This is a genomic window from Delftia sp. RIT313 (assembly GCF_000632165.1).
Classification (GTDB): domain Bacteria; phylum Pseudomonadota; class Gammaproteobacteria; order Burkholderiales; family Burkholderiaceae_C; genus Comamonas; species Comamonas acidovorans.
The window spans coordinates 13754-34600 of sequence record NZ_JFYT01000028.1; the positions used below are offsets into that span (position 1 = coordinate 13754).

General features: G+C 69.7%; 18 protein-coding genes. 7 read left to right on the forward strand and 11 right to left on the reverse strand.

Annotated features, from left to right (window positions below):
* Nucleotides 1–94: 94 nt before the first annotated feature.
* From BW39_RS04150 to sugE, 3 genes are all read left to right on the forward strand, one after another.
* A complete protein-coding gene (locus BW39_RS04150; protein ID WP_012202615.1) occupies nt 95–1375 on the forward strand; it encodes a THUMP domain-containing class I SAM-dependent RNA methyltransferase in 1281 nt (426 codons plus the stop codon).
* Nucleotides 1372–1860, forward strand: coding sequence for a putative toxin-antitoxin system toxin component, PIN family (locus BW39_RS04155; protein WP_012202616.1), 489 nt, complete (start codon nt 1372–1374; stop codon nt 1858–1860). Before BW39_RS04150 ends, BW39_RS04155 begins: the two co-directional genes overlap by 4 nt.
* 190 nt (nt 1861–2050) lie before the next feature.
* Nucleotides 2051–2368, forward strand: a complete 318-nt coding sequence (gene sugE, locus BW39_RS04160) for a quaternary ammonium compound efflux SMR transporter SugE (RefSeq protein WP_012202617.1) — start codon at nt 2051–2053, stop codon at nt 2366–2368.
* Nucleotides 2369–2429: 61 nt separating this feature from the next.
* On the opposite strand, the gene BW39_RS04165 is transcribed toward sugE, so the two are convergent.
* The 6 genes from BW39_RS04165 to BW39_RS04190 form a co-directional block, all read right to left on the reverse strand.
* The gene (locus tag BW39_RS04165) at nt 2430–4886 is read right to left on the reverse strand and encodes a TonB-dependent siderophore receptor (RefSeq protein WP_043820041.1); all 2457 of its coding nucleotides are present in this window, start codon (nt 4884–4886) and stop codon (nt 2430–2432) included.
* Nucleotides 4887–4995: 109 nt separating this feature from the next.
* Complete coding sequence (locus tag BW39_RS04170) at nt 4996–5967, reverse strand: FecR domain-containing protein (RefSeq protein ID WP_043820043.1); 972 nt, start codon at nt 5965–5967, stop codon at nt 4996–4998.
* Nucleotides 5964–6485 (reverse strand): sigma-70 family RNA polymerase sigma factor, encoded by a 522-nt coding sequence (locus BW39_RS04175; protein WP_043820044.1) that lies wholly within the window; start codon nt 6483–6485, stop codon nt 5964–5966. The genes BW39_RS04170 and BW39_RS04175 overlap by 4 nt, the downstream gene beginning before the upstream one ends.
* Before the next feature lie 87 nt (nt 6486–6572).
* Nucleotides 6573–7124, reverse strand: a complete 552-nt coding sequence (locus BW39_RS04180; RefSeq protein ID WP_034389533.1) for a GNAT family N-acetyltransferase — start codon at nt 7122–7124, stop codon at nt 6573–6575.
* A 417-nt stretch (nt 7125–7541) separates the two neighbouring features.
* Nucleotides 7542–9914, reverse strand: coding sequence for a cytochrome P450/oxidoreductase (locus tag BW39_RS04185; protein WP_043820047.1), 2373 nt, complete (start codon nt 9912–9914; stop codon nt 7542–7544).
* Between the two features lie 31 nt (nt 9915–9945).
* A complete protein-coding gene (locus BW39_RS04190) occupies nt 9946–10926 on the reverse strand; it encodes a Bug family tripartite tricarboxylate transporter substrate binding protein (protein WP_034389537.1) in 981 nt (326 codons plus the stop codon).
* A gap of 160 nt (nt 10927–11086) precedes the next feature.
* Between BW39_RS04190 and BW39_RS04195 the strand changes: the two genes are divergently transcribed.
* The gene (locus tag BW39_RS04195; RefSeq protein ID WP_043820050.1) at nt 11087–11911 is read left to right on the forward strand and encodes an IclR family transcriptional regulator; all 825 of its coding nucleotides are present in this window, start codon (nt 11087–11089) and stop codon (nt 11909–11911) included.
* Nucleotides 11912–11941: 30 nt separating this feature from the next.
* On the opposite strand, the gene BW39_RS04200 is transcribed toward BW39_RS04195, so the two are convergent.
* Nucleotides 11942–12766, reverse strand: a complete 825-nt coding sequence (locus tag BW39_RS04200; RefSeq protein WP_043820168.1) for a hypothetical protein — start codon at nt 12764–12766, stop codon at nt 11942–11944.
* Between the two features lie 194 nt (nt 12767–12960).
* On the opposite strand from BW39_RS04200, the gene BW39_RS04205 reads away from it, so the two are divergent.
* A complete protein-coding gene (locus BW39_RS04205; RefSeq protein WP_012202623.1) occupies nt 12961–13743 on the forward strand; it encodes an IclR family transcriptional regulator in 783 nt (260 codons plus the stop codon).
* Between the two features lies 1 nt (nt 13744).
* Here the strand turns inward: BW39_RS04205 and BW39_RS04210 are convergent, their stop codons facing one another.
* Genes BW39_RS04210 through BW39_RS04225 form a run of 4 tightly spaced genes read right to left on the reverse strand, consistent with a single transcriptional unit; the run spans nt 13745 to nt 17889 of the window.
* Nucleotides 13745–14878 (reverse strand): CaiB/BaiF CoA transferase family protein, encoded by a 1134-nt coding sequence (locus BW39_RS04210; protein WP_043820052.1) that lies wholly within the window; start codon nt 14876–14878, stop codon nt 13745–13747.
* A gap of 21 nt (nt 14879–14899) precedes the next feature.
* On the reverse strand, nt 14900–15862 hold the full coding sequence (locus BW39_RS04215; protein ID WP_043820054.1) for a Bug family tripartite tricarboxylate transporter substrate binding protein: 963 nt from the start codon (nt 15860–15862) through the stop codon (nt 14900–14902).
* A gap of 46 nt (nt 15863–15908) precedes the next feature.
* Nucleotides 15909–16688: an SDR family NAD(P)-dependent oxidoreductase gene (locus BW39_RS04220; protein WP_043820057.1), complete on the reverse strand. Its 780-nt coding sequence runs from the start codon at nt 16686–16688 to the stop codon at nt 15909–15911.
* A gap of 22 nt (nt 16689–16710) precedes the next feature.
* On the reverse strand, nt 16711–17889 hold the full coding sequence (locus tag BW39_RS04225) for a thiolase family protein (RefSeq protein WP_043820060.1): 1179 nt from the start codon (nt 17887–17889) through the stop codon (nt 16711–16713).
* A 161-nt stretch (nt 17890–18050) separates the two neighbouring features.
* On the opposite strand from BW39_RS04225, the gene BW39_RS04230 reads away from it, so the two are divergent.
* Together BW39_RS04230 and BW39_RS04235 are read left to right on the forward strand one after the other, a co-directional pair.
* Nucleotides 18051–19616 carry an AMP-binding protein gene (locus BW39_RS04230; protein ID WP_043820062.1) on the forward strand — a complete coding sequence of 522 codons (1566 nt, stop codon included), beginning with the start codon at nt 18051–18053 and terminating at the stop codon, nt 19614–19616.
* A 48-nt stretch (nt 19617–19664) separates the two neighbouring features.
* Complete coding sequence (locus BW39_RS04235) at nt 19665–20807, forward strand: acyl-CoA dehydrogenase family protein (RefSeq protein ID WP_043820063.1); 1143 nt, start codon at nt 19665–19667, stop codon at nt 20805–20807.
* The last annotated feature ends 40 nt before the right edge of the window (nt 20808–20847 follow it).

The following is a 20847-nucleotide window of genomic DNA, read 5'->3' on the forward strand; positions in this document are numbered from 1 at the left end:
TTCCACTGTAGGCCCGGGCCGAAGCGCAGGCAAGCGGGTTTCGGCTGGCGCCTGCGCGGGGAATCGCGGTGCGCGTATGCTCGGCACCCAAGCTATGAACCAACTGCATCTGTTTTTGCCCTGCGCCGCCGGCGTTGAGGGATTTCTGGCCGACGAGGTCCACGCGATCACCGGCCTGAGCGGCCACGACCTCATGGTGGGCCGTGGCGGCGTGATGGTGCGCGGCCTGTGGCGCGACGCCCTGCTGCTGAACCTGCACAGCCGACTGGCCCAGCGCGTGCTGGTGCAGCTGTCGCAGACCCTGTACCGCAACGAGAACGACCTGTACCGCGCCGCCAGCGAAGTGGCCTGGGAGATCTGGTTCTCCCCGCGCGAGAGCTTCAAGATCGAGGTCACGGCCCAGCACAGCCCGCTGACCAGCCTCAACTTCGCGGCGCTGCGCGTCAAGGACGCCATTGCCGACCGCTTCCGCGACAGGAAGGGCGTGCGCCCCGACGTGGAAACGCGCCACCCCGACGTGCGCGTGCACCTGCACCTGACGACCGACGAGGCCACCATCTACATCGACACCTCGGGCGAGGCGCTGTTCAAGCGCGGCTGGCGCGAGGACAAGGGCGATGCGCCGCTCAAGGAAACCCTGGCCGCGGCCATGATCGCCGCCACGGGCTGGGACCCGCACGGCGACGATCCCCAGCCGCTGTACGACCCCTGCTGCGGCAGCGGCACGGTGCTGATCGAGGCCGCGCAGATTGCACGCCGCATTCCGGCCGGCATCCTGCGGCGCTTCGCGTTCGAGAAGCTGGTGCCCTTCCAGAGGCATGTGTGGGAAGCCATGCTGGACGAGGCCGAGGCCGCCATCCTGCCCGACAGCCCCGTGGCCATCTATGGCTCCGACGTGTCCCACCGCATGGTGGACTTTGCCCAGCGCAACGCCGAGCGCGCGGGCGTGGGCCAGACCGTGCAACTGCGCGGTGGCGACGCGCTGCAGCGCATGCCGCCCTGCGAGCAGCCCGGCCTGATGCTGCTGAACCCGCCCTATGGCGAGCGCATTGCCGCAGCCGGCTCGGCCGGCCGCAGTGCCGGCGAGCGCATGGAAGTGGTCGAGCGCGCGGGCCGCGAGACGGCCCAGACCGAGGACGGCGTGGAATTCTTCAGCCAGTTGGCCACCCACTGGAAGAAGAACTACAGCGGCTGGAGCGCCTGGATGCTCACGCCCGACCTCAAGCTGCCCGGCAAGATGCGCCTGAAGGAGGCGCGTCGCACGCCCATGTGGAACGGCCCCATCGAATGCCGGCTGTTCCGCTTCGACATGATCCGTGGCGCAGTCAAGCCCAGAAAGGCCGCCGAAGGCCCGGCAGAGGGCGCCGCGCCATGAAGATCGTGCTGCGCTGGCCGCAGTGCAACGACGGCTACGAAGGTCCCCTGCCTCGGCCCGTGGTGCTTGATACCAATGTGGTCCTTGACATGCTGATCTTCGACGATCCGCATGTCCCCCCCATCCGCGAACTGGTGGAGCAGGGACAGATGCGCTGGATTGCCGACCAGGCCCAGCGCCTCGAGCTCGAACGCGTGCTGCACTACAGCCAGATCGCGCCGCGCGTGGCTTTCTACGGCAAGACGGTCGAGGGCGTGCTCTCGGCCTTTGACGGAGCGGTCGAGTACGTGGCCGATGCGCCGCGCATCCGCTTTGCCTGCACCGACCCCGACGACCAGCATTTCCTGGACCTGGCCAGCCAGCACCAGGCGCTGCTGATCAGCAAGGACAAGGCCGTGCTCAAGCTGCGCAAGCGCGTGGCCGGCCTGGGCGCCACCGTGGGCAACATCCTGCTGGCTGAACAGGAAGAGGCGCTGGCCGCCTGACGCCCTGGTCGCTGTTGTGCAGCAACCACCCAGGCGGCAATGGGGCAACAGCCTGGGTGCGGCCAGCTTGAAGGCTTTCTCCTAAACTGGCGGCCATGCAGGAGGCGCAAGCCCTTCTGCCAGGAGGACGGCCTCCCCCACACCGGGACATGCATGCGCCGGGACGACCCGGCTTCACAAGGAGTTTTCCATGGCATGGGTCTATCTGTTGGTGGCGGGGCTGCTCGAAGTGGTCTGGGCGTTCTCGATGAAGCAATCACACGGCTTCACGCGCCTGGTGCCCAGCGCCATCACCATCGTCACCATGATCGCCAGCTTCGGCCTGCTGGCCGTGGCCATGCGCAGCCTGCCGCTGGGCACGGCCTACACGATCTGGACCGGCATCGGCGCCGTGGGCGCCTTCCTGGTCGGCATCACGGTCCTGGGCGAGCAGGTCAGCGCCATGCGCATCGGCGCGGCCGTGCTCATCGTCTCGGGCCTGGTGCTGATGAAGCTGTCCTCGGACTGAGCGGGGCCGCCCCCTGCCGGCCAGGCCGGCAGGAGGTCGGGGACCGGGCTCAGAACCTGGCTCAGAAGCGGTATTTGACGCCCACCATGAGATTGCGCGGCGTGCCGTAGTGGCTGTAGTAGCCCGCGTAGCTGAAGTACTTGCGGTCCAGCGCGTTGTTCAGGTGCACCGACGCACTCCAGTGCCGGTCGATGTCATAGCGTGCCATCAGGTTCACCACGGCATAGCTGGCCTGCCGCACCGTGGCGTCGCCTACCTCGCTTTGCCAGTTCACTCCGCCGCCCAGTGTCAGCCCCTGTAGTGCGCCGCCCAGGCGGTAGCTGCTGAAGAGCTTGACGCTGTTGCGCGGCAGCATGGTGTTGATGCGCTGGCCCTCTGCATTCGTGGTCAGGGTGTTGGCATAGCCGGCAGAGACCTGCCAGCCCGGCGCCAGCTCGCCGCTCAGTTCCATCTCCAGCCCCTGGGAGGTGGTGTTCTGCTCGGCCTTGTAGACATTGCTGCCCGGAAATTGCGCCTGCCACACCGCCAGGTTGTCCTGCTTGAGGTTGAACAGGGCCAGGCTGGAGTTGAGCTTGCCGTCCAGATGCCTGCCCTTGATGCCGACCTCCAGTCCCCGGCCTTCCATGGGCGCCAGCGTGGCATTGTTCTCGTCGCGCACCCAGGAGGCCTGGGGGTTGAAGATCTTGGTGTAGCTGGCGTACAGCGCCCATTGGGGCGTCATGTCGTAGACGGCGCCCACGTAGGGGATGAAGGCGCCGTTTTCCCGGGCGCGGGTGGTGGTGGCTTCCCCTGTGTCCGGCGTGCTGGCGGTATCGCGCCCCCAGTAGATCTGGCGGCTGCCCAGGATCAGGCGCAGCGGCTCGGAGATGCGGAAACGTCCGGTCAGATAGCCTGCGTACTGGTGCTCCTTGGTGGAGAACCGGCCGCTGGCCGCGAAGTCGGGCACGGGATTGCTGCCGTCATAGGTGAACAGGTTGTCTATGCGGCCTGCGGCCGAGCCGGAGTAGTCGTAGAGCCAGCTGCCGGAGGTGGGCCCCTTGTCCTCGAAGCGCGACAGTGTCAGGCCGGCGATCAACTCGTGCTCGCGGCCGAACAGCTTGAGCGGGCCGGTCAGGTACATGTCGAGGTTGTGCTGGCGCGGCTGGCCCTGAAAGCGCACGGGCAGCAGGCTGGTGCCGCTGCCATCGGCCTGCAGCGTGCCGTTGAGGTAGGTGTAGACCGAGTCGTAGCGGTCCTGGCCGTAGGCGTACTCGACCTTGCCGGTCCAGCCGCCGCTCAGCTCGCGCTCGATGGAGGTGAAGAAGCCGCTTTGCTCATGGTTGTTGTACGACCAGTTCGGCGATCCGTTCAGGGCGCGGGGCAGCCGGGTGGCACTGCCGTCCGGAAACCGCGACGGCAGGCCCGAGCGCATCGGCGCATCCACATCGTTGCGCAGGTAGCTGAAGCCCACGGTCCACAGGGTCCGGTCGTCGAGATCGACCTCGGCGATGCCGTACAGCAGGCGCGAGTCCTGGTGGTAGCGCTCCAGCCAGGCATCGCCCGATTGGTAGTCCGCGACCAGGCGCGCGCGGGCCGAGCCGTCCTGGTTCAGCGGGCGGGAGATGTCCAGGCCCGCGCCTCGGCGTCCCCAGCTGCCGGCATCGACATTGAGTTGCGTCTGGGGTCTGGCCGTGGGGCGCTTGCGGATCAGGTTGATGGTGGCCGAGGGGTTGCCCATGCCGCTGATGAGGCCCGTGGCGCCGCGCACGATCTCCACGCGGTCGTACATGGCCATGTGCTGGGTGTACTGGTTCAGGCCCGCAGCCGTGGGCACGCCATCGATCTCGTAGTTCTGGATCTCGAAACCCCGCGACCAGTAGCCGTCGCTTTCGGCACCCAGGCCGTCGCGCGTGACGATGATGCCGGGCGCTGCCTCCAGCACGTCGCTGAGCCGCGTGGTGCCCAGATCCTCCAGCCGCTGGCGCGTCATCACGGTCAGCGCCTGGGGCGTCTCCTGGGGAGCCAGGTTCAGGCGCGTGGAGCTGCTGGACGATGCCGTGGTGTAGGAGTCCGTGCCCTCCGTGGTCGAGCCCGGGGCCTTGCCGGACACGGTCACCGTGGCCAGGCTGACGCCTTGCTCCGGCAAAGGCGCTGCCGACGCAGGCAGGGCGCTGGCCTGGGGCGCTGTCCGCACGCCGAGCACGCCCTGGGCATCGCGCGTGAGCACCAGGCCGCTGCCGGCCAGCGCGGTCTGCAGCGCCTGCTCCGCCGTGTAGCTGCCCTGGATCGCCGGCGCCTGCTTGCCCGAGGCCAGGGCGGGGTCCAGCGACAGCGTGCGGCCGCTGTGCTGGCCAATGGCCAGCAGCGTCCGGGCCAGTGGCCCGGCTGGCAGGTCATAGCGTTGGCGCTGGGCGGCTTCGGCGCCGGAGGCTACCGCGGCCTCCTGGGCGGTCTGGGCCTGGACGGGCAGGGTGGCGATGAGGGCGGCCAGGGCTGCGGCATGGGCCACGGGGCGCCATGCGAAAAGAGAGCGGGACATGCTTGTGGACTCCGGAGAATGGGGGATGACACAGGACATGTCGCGCGAGCGGGTCGGATGTGATCACCTCTGGCGCAGTTTTTTTTTGGAGCCCCGCGTTGACCGGGCCTCAGGCCGCATCGATCAGCGTCAGCCAGCCGCCGCGATAGCGCGTCACGCGGATGGGCAGGCTGCTGGCCAGCGCCTGCAGCGCACGGTCGGTATCGTCCAGCGGGAAGGTGCCCAGCACGCGCAGCCGGGAGGCGGCAGGGGCGACGCGCAACAGGCCGGTCCGGTAAGGCCGCAGGGCGTCGACCACCGAGTCCAGCGGCCAATCGTCCACGGCCAGCATGCCGCTTTGCCAGGCCGCTGCCGCCTCGGCGCGCGCCAGGGCCTCGGAAATGGCAGCCCCGTCCATCCAGGCGCTGGCGCCGGCCTGCAGCGGGGACTGTGCGCCCAGCCGTGTGTGCAGGTCCACGTCCTGCGCGAGCGCGGCCACCTGCGTGCGCTCTTCCTGCAGGCGCACCATGAAGCGCGCGCCGTGCGCTGCCGGCACCTGGGCCTGGCCATGCCGGGTCTGCACGGTGAAGGGGCTGCCGGCTGGCACCTGCGCGATCAGCGCGCCCTGGCGCAGATGCACGCGGCGGCTGTCGGCGCCCAGGTCGATATCGATGGCGCTGCGCGCGTCCAGCAGCAGCCGGCTGCCGTCGGCCAACTCCAGGCTGCGCCGCTCGGCCGTGGCGGTATGGGCATCGGCCAGCAGGCCGGGCAAAGGCGTGAATCGGTGGGCCACCTGGCCACCCAGGGCCGCGCCCGCAAAGGCCAGTGCGCCGCCCGCAATGCGCCTGCGGCGGCGGTCGGGCTGCAGCAGTGCGTTCAGCGCTGCATCGGCTGACGCATGGCTGGAGGTGTGGGGCGCCAGCGGTTGGAGCACGCGCTCCAGCGAGCCGCTCACCTGGGACCACGCGGCTTCGTGGGCGGGGTCGGCCTGTCGCCAACGGTCCAGGGCCTTGCGCTGGTGCTCGGTCATGGCTCCCGAGCGCGACTCCACCAGCCAGGCGATGGCCTGCTGGCGCAGGGCGGCGGCCGAGGTGGCACTCATTGCGGCAGCGCCGTTGCGCAGTCCAGTGCGCAGCAGGCGGCTATGGCGCGCGCCATGTGGCGCCGCACGGTGATCTCGGCAATGCCCAGGCGCAGCGCGATGTCGCGGTAAGGCATGTCGTGCAACTGATTGAGCAGCAGCACGCGGCGCGTGGTGGGTGGCAGCGACTGCAGCACGCGGTCCACGGTCTGCAGCGCCTGCACGATGGCATAGCGTTCCTCTTCCGAGGGCATGTGCATGGCGGGCTGGGCCGCCAGCGCCTCCAGGTAGGCATGCTCCAGGTCGCGCCTGCGCCAGAAGGAGAACAGCGTGCGCTTGGCCATGGTGGTCAGGTAGGCGCGCGGGTTGTCCAGCGGTGGAAGGTGGCGGGTGGTGAGCAGTTGCACGAAGGTGTCGTGCGCCAGGTCCTGCGCCTGTGCGGTGTCGCCCAGCTTGCGGCGCAGCCAGCCTTGCAGCCAGCCATGGTGGTCTGCGTAGAGCACGGCGACGGGAGGTGGCGGCAGGGGATGGGCGGGCATGCGGCGGGACAGGTGATGGGATGGGAATGCGTCTCAATTATCACGCCATGCCCTCACTCCCCGTGATTCACCTCGCCCGCGAGGCCCTCAGCGGCCCGTGCCCAGCTCCAGCGTCAGGCGCAGCATGTCGCGGTGCTGCACGCCGCGCTCCCACAGCTGGGTGGTGTAGTGCCTGAGGAAGAAATCCCGGTCTATGCCCGTCACGCGAAAACCCGCGCGCTGGTAGAAGACCAGCTGGTCGCCGAAGCTGCCCGTGCCGACCTCGATGCGCGGCGCTCGCTGGGAGCGCGCCCATTCGATGGCACGCCGCAGCAGGGCGCTGCCCAGGCCCCGGTGGTGCAGCGATTCCGCAACCGCGATGTTCATCAGCTCCCAGGCGGGTGGGCCTGAGGCCTCATCGCCGCTGGCGCGCAGCGGCACCAGCACGCACATGCCCAATACCTCGCCGCGCCCGCCGGGACGCGGCGGCTGGCCTTCGCGCTGGAAGGACTCGCGCGCGGCAAAACAGGTGGAGCCCGCCAGATAGCCGCGCACCTTCTCCCGCGACGGATCCGCCGACAGCAGCAGCGGCCACGGCGCCTCGGCCGGGTTCAGCGGCTCTATGTGCCAGGGTGCGAGAGAAACGGAAGGCGCGGTCATAAGCCTGAATCATCCCATGCCTGACATTGGGACGCAGTTGGGCTCCTCTGCGGAATCTTGACGTGCGCTTACAACTGTGCCTTTGCATGGGCGGATCTAGTGGTTTATACTTAGACATAGGGTAAACGCTTAGAGGGTTTTCCCGGCATTCGCGGCACTTGAGATGCATGCCGCCAGTGATTGTTGAGCGTCTCAGTAAGGAAGTTCACCATGCGCCAAGCAATCTATTCCCTGATCGATTTCATCCAGCAAGCCCGCAACGCCGAGCTCGAAATCGCCAACCAGTAATCCGGTTGGAGGCAGGTGCGCCCCGAAGCGCGCCCACCGATGCGATCGCCCCATTGCCGATGATGGCCTTGGGGCTTTTGTGTTTCTGGGCGCCGGGCTTGCGGGCGCCGGGCTGCCCTGTAGCCCTGGCTACAGGCCCAGCACCAGCCTGCCGCTCCTGGCGCGCGAGCAGCAGCTCATCATCTTGGTGCAGGCCGCGCGCTCGCCGCGCGTGAGCACCATGTCGCGGTGGTCCACCTCGCCTTCGAGCACGGGCACTTCGCAGGACCCGCACAGCCCTTCCCGGCAGTCGCTTTGCACTTCGATCTTCGCGCTGCGCAGGGCGTCCAGCAGCGTCTGGTCGTTGCGCACCTGCAGCACAAGGCCCGAGGCGCGCAGTTCCACCTCGAAGCCCTGCTCCCTGGCAGGGTCCAGCGCCCCCACGGTGGAGACGAAATGCTCCACGCGCAGGCTGTCCTCGGGCCAGTGGCGGCTGGCGGCCTCCAGGCCGTCCAGCAGGCGCGCCGGTCCGCAGGCATGGATGCGGGCTCCGGCGCGCGGCGTGGCCAGCAGGGCGGCGTAGTCGGCGCGCCGGCCTTCCTCCGCCACGTACAGATGCAGCCTGGCGCCATGCTCGGCCAGCAGCGGCGCCAGCAGCGCCATGCCCGCGCGGCGCCGGCCGCTGTAGTGGATCTCATAGGACAGGCCCAATGCCCTGGCGCGCCGTGCCATGGCCGAGATGGGCGTGATGCCGATGCCGCCGGCCACCAGGATCAGGTGGCTGGCGCCTTCGTCCAGCGGGAAATGGTTGCGCGGGCCCCGCAGCTGTACGGTGGCGCCGCGGTGCAGATGCTCGTGCACCCAGGCCGAGCCGCCACGGCCGTTGGCCTCGCGCAGCACGGCAATCTCGTAGCTGCCGGTGTCCTGCGGGTCGCCGCACAGCGAGTACTGGCGTGACAGGCCAGTGTCGCCGCATTGCAGGTCGATGTGCGAGCCCGGCGTCCAGCGCGGCAGGGCGTGTCCATCGGCGGCCTTCAGGCGCAGGCGCAGCACGCCTTCGGCGGCGGCCTCGGCCTCGGCCACGACCATGGGCCGGCTGGCGCCGCCCTGCAGGGCTTCGCCGATGCGCACGGGCTGGCGCGCCTGCAGCAGGGCGGGACGGGCGCGCTCGGGGTTGAGGGCCGGGTCCCACTCCACCCACAGGTGCTCGGGGCCCCGGAACGAGGTGTTGGGCACGTAGGTGAACCGCTGCTCGGCCAGCCGCATGTGGGGAAGGCGGCGCGTGAACTCCTCCAGGAAGATCTGCATCTCCATGCGCGCCAGGTTCTTGCCCATGCACTGGTGCGAGCCATAGCCGAAGGTCAGGTGGTCGCCGGCGTTGTCGCGGTGGATGTCGAAGAAGTCGGCATCGGCGAAATGCCGCTCGTCGTGGTTGGCCGACGAGGTCACGATGAGCAGCTTCGAGCCCGCCGGCACGGCCACGCCGCCGATCACCACGTCGCGCGTGGCCAGGCGCCGCCAGGCGGCCACCGAGCCGTTGTGGCGCAGGCATTCCTCCACGGCATTGGGGATCAGCGCAGGGTTCTCGCAGATCTGCTTCCAGGCGCCGGGATGCTGCAGCAGCAGCTTGACGGCGTTGGCCGTGGCATTGGCCGTGGTCTCGTGCGCGGCCACGATGCCGGCCATCATCATGGAGTGCAGGTAGGAGTCGGTGACGACCTCGGGAAGCTCCTTTTGCTTGCGTATGCCGTATTGCATCCAGCCCGGCGCATCGGGGTTCTCGCGCATCTTGGCCAGCACCTTGCCGGCCAGCTGCCAGAAGTTGCCCACCGCATGGGCCACGGCCACCTGCTGCTCGGGTCGGGGCCGGCCCCAGGTGTTGACGGTGTGGGCGATGGAGTACTCGCGCAGCCTGTCCATGTCCTCCTCGGGCACGCCGAGAAAGTGCAGGGCCACGGTCAGCGGCACCTCCCACAGCATCTGGTCCACAAGGTCGGCGCGGCCGTCGTCGATGAAGCGGTCCACATAGGCGCGCGCCAGCTCGCGCACCATGGGCTCGTGGTGGCGCAGCTCCTCGGGCGTGAACGGGTCCATCAGCGCGCGGCGGCGCGGCATGTGGGCGGGCTCGTCCTCGTTGACCAGGGTGCGGTTCAGCGCGAAGCCGTAGGAGGCCAGCACGGCATTGGCCTCCTCGCCCGTGGGCGTGATCTTCTCCAGCGCGATCGAGGGACTGAAGGCGATGTTGTCGCGGAACACCGCCTTGATGTCGTCGAAGCGCGTGACCACCCAGTAGCCCAGTTGCGGGCTGTAGAACACCGGCTCCTGCTCGCGCGCCCAGCGCACATATTCGGGCGGGTCCTGCTGGTAGCCGTCGCTGAACGGGTCGAAGGCCGCGGCACCCGCGCTGACGGGGCAGCCCGTGGGGCCGGTCTGGCCGCTGGGCTGGCGGTGGTCGAAGGGGCAGCGCGCGGAGGCTGGCGCAGAGGTGGAAGGGGCGGCGTTGGAGGCGGCGGAGGCAGTCATGGCAGGTTCGCAGGCAGGCAGGCGCGGAGGGTCAATCCAAAGTGATGTTCTGGTCGCGGATCAGCTGGTGCCAGCGCGTGCTTTCGCTGGCCAGCAGCGCGGCGAACTGCTCGGGCGTGTTGCCCACGGGCTCCACGCCGAAATCCACGAGCTTCTGGCGCACGGCGGGCTCGTTGATCGCGGCCACGACCTGCCTGTGCAGGGCCGCGATGACCGGGGCCGGGGTCCTGGCGGGCGCCACCAGTCCCACCAGGGCGGCGGCCTGCACCTTGGGCAGGCCCAGCTCGGCGAAGGTGGGCACGTCGGGCAACTGGGGCAGGCGCGTGGCGTTGGCCACGGCCAGCGGGCGGACCTTGCCGCCCTTGATGAAGCCTGCGCCCGCGGCCAGGTCCACCATCATCACGGGCACCTGGCCGCCAGCCACGTCGCCCAGGGCCGGTGCCGCGCCCTTGTAGGGTGCGTGCACCAGCTTCAGGCCGGCCTCCACCCTGAGCAGTTCCATGGCCAGGTGGTGCGGGCTGCCGGCGCCGGCGGAGGCGTAGTTCACGCCGTCCTTGCTGGTGCGCGCCTGGGCCAGGAAGTCTTTGGCCGTGGCCGCTGCCATGCCGGGGCCGGCCACCAGGATCATCGGGAAGCGGCCCATCAGCGTGACCGGCGCAAGGTCCCTGGCGGGGTTGTAGCTGAGGCTCTTGTAGAGCACGGGATTGAAGACCAGGGTGCCGTTGTCGGCCGACAGCACGGTGTAGCCATCGGCGGCGGCGCGCGCGGTTTCCGAGGCGCCTATGGCCGTGTTGCCGCCCGGGCGGTTGTCCACCACGATGGGCTGGTGCACCTGGCCGCCCCAGGCCTGGCCTATGGTGCGGGCCAGGAAGTCCGAGCCGCCGCCGGCCGCGTAGGGAACGATCCAGCGCACGTTCCTGCTGGGGAATCCGTCCTGGGCCAGCGCGCCGGGCAGGGCGGTGGCCGATAGCAGGCCTGCGGCCAGTGTGGTGAGGAAAAGGCGCTTGTGCATGGGGCTTGTCTCCGGTGAGGCCTGGGTGGAATCCATGGAATCTTGTTTTGCGTAATTTTTCTACGCATTGCGTAAAAACACCGCCCGGGATTACCCGCAAGCTGCGGCACAATGCCCCGCCAGCCCTTAAAACAGGCCTTTCCAGACCCGCCCTGCCGCCATGACTTCCACTGCTGCCTCCGAGATCGACGAGCCCGCGCCGCCGCGCGAAAGGCGCCAGCGCGTGCAGGCCGCCGAGACCTGCCTGGCCGTGCTCAAGGCCCTGGCCACGCTGGGCGGACGCGCCAGCCTCACGGCCATCGCGGGCGCGGTGGAGGAAAGCCCGGCCAAGGTCCACCGCTACCTGGCCAGCCTGATGGCCGAGGGGCTGGTGGAGCAGGACCGTGGCGGCACGCAGTACGCGCTGGCGGCCGAGGCCATGCGCGTGGGCCTGGCCGCCATGCGGCAGTCCGACCCCATCCGCCTGGCCGAGCCGGCCCTATTGCACCTGCGCGAGGCCTTGCAGGTCACCAGCTTCGTGGCCGTGATGGGCAACCTGGGGCCGACCATCGTGCGCTTCGAGGAGCCGGGCCTGCCGGTCACCGTCAATGTGCGCGTGGGCTCGGTGATGTCGCTGCTGTGGTCGGCCACGGGGCGCGCCTTCTTCGCCTTCATGGACGACGATGCCCGCGTGGATGCGCTGCTGGCCCGGGAGCTGGCCGAGGCGCCTGCCGCGCGGCGCGCGCTGCTCGATGGCGCGGACCCGCTGGGCACGCTGCGCCGCGAGATCCGCGCTGCGGGCTGCGCCTCGGTGCGCGACGTCAACCTGCCGGGCATCAGCGCCGTGGCGGCGCCGCTGCACGACTACACGGGCCATGTGGTGGGCGTGCTGTGCGCGCTGGGCGCCAGCGGCGGCTTCGACCCGGACCCGCAGGGCGCGGTGGCCCGGGCCCTGCGCGCCGAAGCGGCGCGCGTCAGCGCCTCGCTGGGCCATCTGCCTGGCTGAAGCCCGGCTGAGGCCTGCAGCCCGCTGCCGCTACGGCGTCACCAGCGTGTAGGCCATGCGCACGCGCTGCATGTCGCGGCCCAGGCGGCGGCTTTCGGGCAGGCGGCGCACCCAGGCCAGCTGTTTCACGGTGCGCGCCATCAGGGCGCGGGTCTCGGGTTCCATGGACTGCACGAAATCCTGCCAGGCCGTGCGCGCGGCCGGCATGGCGCCGGCCTGCTCCAGTATCCAGGCCGTGGAGTGGGCGTAGCACAGGGCATCGCGCACGCGGCACAGCGCCAGGGGCAGGTGGGCGGCGGGGTCGTCCTCGAAGTCGATGAAGCCGATCACGCCATCGGCACAGCAGACCATGTTGCGCGCAAAGGCCTGGCTCAGGCAGTCGCCGCTGCCATGCACCTGCTGCAGGGTCTGCAGGCCCTGCAGCCACAGCGCCAGCGTGCTGCCATCGCTCCGGGGCAGGGCGGCTTCCATGGCATTGCCCAGCGAGGGCGCCTCCACGCCGGGGCTGCCCAGGTGGCGCATGGCAAAGCCGTCCTCGCACTCGGCCAGCACGGCAGGCACGCGCAGGCCGCGCTGCGCGAGCTGGCGCAGGCGGCGTACCTCGGTGCGGATGGCTTCGTGTCCGCCGGGATTGGGCACGGGCCGCAGCACGGGCAGGCGCAGGCACAAGGCGAGCAGGGCCAGCGCGCGATAGCGCCATGCCGGGTTGCTGGCGCCCGCGCGCTTGACCCAGATGGTTTCGTCTTCCCGGTCATAGCGCTGGATGCTCAGGGGCTGGCTCAGCACATGGGCGCGCAAAAAGGCGTCGTAGTCTGGCGGCTCGGTAGGCGGGACGGCGGAGGACGGTTCGGACACGGCAGGCTCTGGAAAGTGAGTGGCTGGCGCGCAGCGCCAGCCGGATGCGGCAATTGTGCCGTGCCAGGACTGGCCGCTTGCGCCGGCCGGCAGGGGCGCCAGGGTTTGCACTGCGGCAAGGTCGGTGGATTTGCCGCTTGGCAGCCGGAAAATTGAGACAATCGTTTCATCTTTAGCAGTGCCGAAAACCATTCATGAACACAGAAGACAGTGGCAAGCTGGTGGCCGCCCTGGTGCGCGGCATCTCCGTGCTCCAGTGCTTTTCCAACAAGCACCAGGAACTCAGCGCCCGTGAACTGATGGACATGACGGGCCTGCCCAAGCCCACGCTGTTCCGCCTGATCGACACCCTGTGCGAACTGAACCTGATGCGCTACTCCGAGCGCCTGTCCAAGTACGTGCCGGGCGTGGGGCTGCTGAACCTGTCCTCGCCCGTGCTGGCGCGCATGCACATGCGCCAGTTCGCGCGGCCGCACATGCAGGAGCTGGCCAACCATCTGGAAGGCCAGATCCAGCTGGCCGTGGGCCATGGCCGCCAGCTGTGCCTGGTGGAGCTGGCCAACGGCCTGACCAACAAAGTCTTCCTGCCCGAGATCGGGGTGCACATCTCGCTGTCGCGCACCGCCACGGGCCGCGCCTACCTGCTGAGCCTGCCCGAGGCCGAGCGCGAGGCCTTCATCGCGGAACTGCAGGCCGACGATCCCGCACGCGCCCAGCAACTGCGCGAGCGGCTCGACGATGCGCGGCGCGACCTGGCCGAGCACGGCTTTTGCCGCAGCCACGGCGACCTGCACCGCGAGATCCAGTCCATTGCCGTGCCCATGTCCACGGCCAAGGACGGCGAGTACTGGGTGTTCTCGGTCTCCCTGCCCATCTACAGCCCGCAGAGCCGCGCGCTGGAAAGCGATGCCGGGCCGCGCCTGATCACGCTGGTGCGCCTGGTCGAGGGCATGCTGGGCGCTTCCAGCCTTTCGTGAATCAGCGGGCGCTGCGCCAGACTTCCTGCGCGCGCCCTGCGCTCACCTTCTCCAGCACGCTGGCGGTGTCGGAGCCTGCGGCATTTGCAGGACCCGGTGCATAGGCCTGGCCGTCAAAGCGCGGCGCGGGGCTGGCCTGCAGGGCGCCGCCTTCGGGCTGCAGATAGACGCCACGCGCCTGCAGGTGCGGGTGGCTGGCGGCTTCCACAGGGCTGAGCACGGCGCCGAAGCAGGCATCGCTGCCCTCCAGCAATTGCTGCCAGTGCGCGCGGGGCCTGGAGGCAAACAGCGTCTGCAGCTGCGCGCGCCGCGCGGGCCAGGCGGCGCGGTCCCACTGGGGGCCCTGGAACGCTGCGGCATCGGCCAGGCCCAGCCTGTCCAGCAGCAGGGCATGGAACTGCGGCTCGATGGCGCCCACGGTGATGAAGCCGCCATCGGCACAGGCATAGGTTTCGTAGAACGGCGCACTGTCGTGGATGCTGTGGCCGCGCTCGTCGGCCACCAGCCCGCGCTGGCGCGCATGCAGCATGAGGTTGAGCATGTGCGCCGCACCATCGACGATGGCCGCGTCCACCACGGTGCCGCGCCCCGTGGCGCGCGCCTGTACGATGCCGGCCAGCAGCCCCGTCATCAGGTACATGGCGCCGCCGCCGATGTCGCCCAGGGTGGCAAAGGGCGAGACCGGCCGGGCATCGGCCGGCGAGCATCCCCACAGTGCGCCCGAGACGGCCGCATAGTTGTTGTCGTGGCCAGCAGCCTGGGCCAGCGGGCCGTCCTGGCCCCAGCCCGTCATGCGGCCATAGACCAGGCGCGGGTTGAGGGCCTGGCAGGCCTCTGGCCCCAGGCCCAGGCGCTCCATGGTGCCGGGCCGCATGCCTTCGATCAGCGCATCGGCATCGCGCACCAGGGCGAGCACCAGGTCACGCCCTTCGGGTGACTTGAGATCGGCGAACACCGAGCGCTTGCCGCGCGACAGCGCGGAGGCGGCTGAGGTGGCTGAGGTGGCGGCGGGTTCCGCCTCGGGCCGCACGATGGACACCACATCGGCCCCCAGGTCCGCCAGATGCATGGCGCAGAACGGCCCCGGGCCGATGCCGCCAATCTCCAGCACGCGCACGCTGTCCAGCACCTTCATGGCGTCTCCGTCGAAATCGGTTCAGTCGAGTTGCAGCTGGCGGCTGGTGATCAGCGCGCCCCAGCTCTTGCGGTCGTTGTCCACCAGCTGGGTGAACTGCGCCGGCGGCATGCCGCCGGCGCGGCCGCCGAGCTCGCGGTAGCGGCGCGCCACCTCGGGGTCCCGGAGCACGGCGACAAGGCCGTCGGTGAGCTTGCGCACCACGGCGGGCGGCGTCTGCGCGGGCAGGAAGAAACCCATCCAGCCGACCTTGTCGAAGTCCTGCAGGCCCAGTTCGGTGGTGGTGGGCACGTTGGGCAGCTCGGGCTCGCGCTGCGCGCCCGTCACGGCGATGGGATGCAGCTTGCCCGCCTTGATATGCACCAGCGAGGCCGTGAGGTTGTCGAACATGAACTGCGTCTCTCCCGACACGATGGCCGCCGTCGCCGGTGCCGAGCCGCGGTAGGGCACATGTACCACGTCCACGCCCGTGCGCTCGCGCAGCAGCTCGCCCATAAGGTGCGTGGTCTGGCCTACGCCGGCCGAAGAGAACGACAGCTTGCCCGGCGCCTGCCGCGCGGCCTTGAGCAGATCGTCCAGCGAGCGCACCGGCGATGCCTGCGGCACGACCAGCACGTTGGAGAACGAGATCATGTCCGTCAGCGCCACGAAGTCCTCGGGCCTGTAGGGCAGCTTCTTGTAGGCCGTGTAGTTGATGGCGTTGGAGCCCGTGTTGCCCACCAGCACCGTATAGCCGTCCGGCTGCGCGCGTGCCACCTGGCTGGCACCGATGGAGCCGCCCGCGCCGGGCCTGTTGTCCACGATGACGGGCTGGCCCAGCCGCTCGCCCAGCTTGAGCGCCAGCAGCCGCGCGGGAATGTCGGTGGAGCCCCCGGCCGCGCCCGGCACGACCAGGGTGATGGGCCGGGTGGGCCAGGCATCGGCTGCAATGGCTGCCGTGGCGCACAGCCAGGCGGCAGCCGCCAGCGTGAGGCGTTTGAACATGGTGTCTCCTCTGTGCGCCTTTGGTTTTGCGAGGCCCGGAAAGCGCTCAGCGAGGACTCATCCGAATGGCACCGTCCAGGCGAATCGTCTCGCCATTGAGCATGGGGTTCTCCAGGATGTGCAGCGCGGTCAGCGCGTACTCGGACGGGTGGCCCAGGCGTGCGGGGTTGGGCACGGAGGCGGCCAGCGACTGGCGGATGTTGTCGGGCAGCTTGGCCAGGATGGGCGTGTCGAACAGGCCCGGCGCAATGGTGCACACGCGGATCATGCGCGTGGCCAGGTCGCGCGCGGCGACGATGGTCATGCCGATGATGCCGGCCTTGGCCGAGGCGTAGGGAATCTGGCCGATCTGCCCCTCGTAGCCCGCCACCGAGGCCGTGAGCACGCAGGCGCCGCGCTCGCCTTGCACGGGCTCGTTGCGCGCCATGCTGGCGGCGGCCAGGCGCAGCGTGTTGAAGGTGCCGATCAGGTTCACGCGGACGATGCCCGTGTACTTGTCCAGCGAGCCGGGGCTGCCGTCCTTCTCCACCAGCCGCAGCGGCCCGCCCACGCCCGCGCAGTGCACCAGGGCGCGGAACTCGCCGAAGTCCTCGGCGGCCGCAATGGCGGCGGCCATCTGGTCGGCGTCGGCCACGTCGGCCTTCACGAAGCGCAGGCGGCTGCCGTGGCGCTGGCGGGCGGAGTCCACCATGGCCGCGCCGCGGTCCTCGTTCAGGTCCACCACCACCACGTTCAGGCCGCGTTCCAGCAGCGCCTGGGCCGATGCCTCGCCCAGACCCGATACGCCGCCCGTCACCAGGGCCGTCATGTTCTCTTGCAGTTGCATGGATGTGTCTCCGGTGCCTGGCTCACAGGCGTTCGATGATGGTGGCGTTGGCCATGCCGCCGGCCTCGCACATGGATTGCAGGCCATAGCGCGCGCCGCTGTCCTCCAGCGCGTGCAGCATGGTGGTCATCAGGCGGATGCCCGAGGCGCCCAGCGGATGGCCCAGGGCGATGGCGCCGCCGCGCGGGTTCAGCCGCTCGGGGTCGGCGCCCAGTTCTTTTTGCCAAGCCAGCGGCACGGAGGCGAAGGCCTCGTTGATCTCGCAGTGGTCCATCTGCTCCAGCCGCATGCCGGCCTTGGCCAGCACGCGCCGCGTGGCGGGAATGGGGGCCGTGAGCATGTACAGCGGATCGTCGCCCACCACGTCCAGCGCCACGAAGCGCGCACGGGGGCGCAGGCCCAGTTGCTGGGCGCGCTTTTCGCTCATCAGCAGCATGGCGCTGGCGCCGTCGGTCATCTGCGAGGCATTGCCCGCCGTGGTGTGCCAGCGGATCTGCGGAAAGCGCGCCGACAGCTCGTCGTTCTGGAACACGGCCTTGAGCGCGCCCAGCTTCTGCGCCGTGGTGCCCGGGCGGATGGTCTCGTCGGCCGTGAAGAGGCCGGCAGGCGTGGTGATGCCCACGATCTCGCGCTCGAAGTGCCCGGCCGACTGGGCCGCATGGGCGCGCTGGTGCGATCGCGCGGCATAGGCATCCAGTTCCTCGCGGCCCAGGCCCCAGCGCGCGGCCACGAGGTCGGCCGACACGCCCTGGCCCACCAGCCCCGGCGCAAAGCGCGCATCGAAGCGCGCGCCCGTGGTGTTCTGCCCCATGCGCGAGCTGCCCATGGGCACGCGGCTCATGGACTCCACGCCGCAGGCGATCACCATGTCCTGCGTGCCCGACATGATGGCCTGCACGGCAAAGTGCACGGCCTGCTGGCTGGAGCCGCACTTGCGGTCGATGGTGGTGGACGGCACATGGGCCGGCAGGCCTGCGGCCAGCCAGGCCAGGCGGCCCGGCGTGCCGGCCTGCTCGCCGGCCTGGCTCACGCAGCCGGTGATCACATCGTCCACCGCGCCGGGGTCGATGCGGTTGCGCTGCACGAGCTGCTCCAGCACCTGGCTGAGCAGATCGACGGGGTGGAGCTGGGCCAGGGCGCCATCGGGCTTGGCCCGGGCCATGGGACTGCGGATGGCATCGACGATGACAGGAGTGTTCATGCGGATTTAATGAGACTGGAGGTTCATGAAATGAATGATAAGTCTCGAAATTTGCATTGAACAAAGCGTTTTCCCGGATGAAAAACCGAGCGTAAACAAAAATACTTGCTGAAAACCCGATGAATTCGAGACGGCGGATTCAAAAAAGCAAAGGAGACGGCGTGCATGACTTTCACAGCTGGGCCGATGCCCGGCCCGACCGCGTTGCGCTGACCATGGGCGACAGCGGCCAGCAGCACACGGCGGGCGCGCTGGCGCAGCGCTCGCGCGAGGTGGCGCAGTGGATGGCCGGGCAGGGCCTTGCGGCCGGGGACACGGTGGCCGTGCTGATGGAAAACCGCGTGGAGATCCTGGAGCTGGTGCTGGCCGCGCGCTTGGCGGGCCTGTACGCGGTGGTCATCAGCACCCACCTGACGGCGCCTGAGGTGGCCTACATCCTGGGCGACAGCGGGGCGCGCCATGTCTTTGCCTCCGCTGCCACGGCGGCGCAGCTGCCGGCCGCGCTGGCCGCCACCGTGCATTCGGTGGACGGAGACTGCGCATCCACGGGCCTGCCGTCGCTGGCCGATGCCCTGGCCGCTTGGCGCGCGCAGGCGCCCGCGCCCATCGACCTGTCGGGCCGTCCGCTGGGGCGCGACCTGCTGTACTCCTCCGGCACCACGGGCCGGCCCAAGGGCATCAAGAAGGCGCTGCCGGCGGCGCTCTACCGCACGCAGGCCGACCCCGAATTCCTGGCCTGGCAGCGCAACATGGGATTTGATGCCGACGCGGTCTACCTCTCGCCCGCGCCGCTGTACCACGCAGCGCCGCTGCGCTACTGCCTGCGCACGCTGGACGGCGGCGGCGCGGTGGTGATCACGGCGCGCTTCGACGCGCAGCAGGCGCTGGCGATGATCGAGCGCTACCGCATCACCCACAGCCAGTGGGTGCCGACCATGCTGGGCCGCCTGCTGCAGCTGCCCGAGGAGGTGCGGCACGGCTATGACCTGTCCAGCCACCGCTGCGCCATCCATGCGGCCGCGCCCTGCCCGGTGGCCGTCAAGCAGGCGCTGCTGGACTGGTGGGGCGACATCCTGCTGGAGTACTACGCGGGCTCCGAAGGCTGCGGCATCACCCTGATCAACTCCGCCGAATGGCGCCGGCGCCCAGGCTCGGTGGGCCGCGCCAGCTACGGGCGGCTGCGCATCGTGGGCGACGACGGGCAGGAGCTGCCTGCGGGCCAGATCGGCCGCGTGTTCTTCTCGGACGTGGCGCCCTTCGCCTACCTCAACGACCCCGCCAAGACCCGCGAGGCCATCGACGAGCGCGGCTGGGCCACCTATGGCGACCTGGGCCATGTGGACGAGGAGGGCTACCTCTTTCTCAGCGACCGGCGGGCGGACCTCATCCTGTCGGGCGGCGTCAACCTCTATCCGCAGGAGATAGAGAACGCGCTGGCCACGCACCCGGCCGTGCAGGAGGTGGCCGTGGTCGGCGTGCCCGAGCCCGACTTCGGCGAGCAGCCCATGGCCGTGGTCGTGCTGCGCCAGGGCCATGCGGCCAGCGCCGAGATGGCGCGCGCCATCGTCGCCGAGGCCGGCGCCACGCTGTCGCGCCTCAAGCGCCCGCAGCGCCTGCAGTTCGTGGACGAGCTGCCGCGCCTGCCCACGGGCAAGCTGCTGCGCCGCGTGCTCAAGGACAGGCTGCGCGAGCAGCCGCACGCGGGCTTCAACCTGCGCAGCGCCTGAACGGCCCTTCACCGTCTTTCCTCACCGACAACCACCGGATACCGACCCATGCAAGACCTGACCGAGCGCTCCGTCTACCGCGAAGACCATGAACAGTTCCGCGAGCAGGCCCGCCGCTTCTTCGAGCGCGAGATCGTGCCCCACCATGCCGAATGGGAGCGCCAGGGCATCGTGCCCAAGGAGGTCTGGCGCCAAGCCGGGCGCGAAGGCCTGCTCAACCCCATGCTGCCCGAGCCCTACGGCGGCGGCGGCGACTTCGGCCATGCGGCCGTGCTGCTGGAGGAGATCGCGCGCACGGGCGCCAGCGGGCTGGGCTTTCCGCTGCATTCGGACATCGTCGCGCCCTACATCCATGCCTATGGCAGCAAGGCCCAGAAGGACCGCTGGCTGCCGCGCATGGCCGCAGGCGAGCTGATCGGCGCCATCGCCATGACCGAGCCCGGCGCGGGCAGCGACCTCAAGTCCGTGCGCACCACGGGGCGGCGCGAGGGCGACCACTACGTGCTCAACGGCCAGAAGACCTTCATCACCAACGGCATCAATTCGGAGCTGGTCATCGTCGTCGCCAAGACCGCGCCCGAGATGGGCGCCAAGGGCGTGTCCCTGATCGTGGTCGAGGACGGCATGCCCGGCTTCTCCAAGGGCCGCAAGCTCGAGAAGATCGGCCTCATGGCGCAGGACACCTCGGAGCTGTTCTTCGACAACGTGCGCGTGCCGGCCGACCACCTGCTGGGCGAGGAGAACGCGGGCTTCAGGTATCTGATGCACGAACTGGCCCAGGAGCGCCTGGTGGTGGCCGTGCGCGCCGCCGCCTCCATCGAGGCCTTTTTGCACAAGACCATTGCCTACACGCGCGAGCGCAAGGCCTTCGGCCAGCCGGTGTTCGACTTCCAGAACACGCGCTTCAAGCTGGCCGAGGCCAAGGCCCAGGCCACCATGCTGCGCGTCTTCGTGGACGACTGCATCGCCCTGCACCTGCGCCGCGCGCTCGCTCCCGACCGGGCGGCCATGGTCAAGCTCAATGCCACGGCGCTGCAAAACCGCCTGCTCGACGAATTCCTGCAACTGCACGGCGGCTACGGCTACATGACCGAATACCAGATCGGCCGCGCCTGGACCGATGCGCGCATAGGGCGGATCTACGGGGGGAGCGACGAGATCATGAAGGAGATCATCGCAAGGACTCTTTGAACCCCCTGAGCCGCTGCGCGGCTTCCCCCTCTCTACTCGC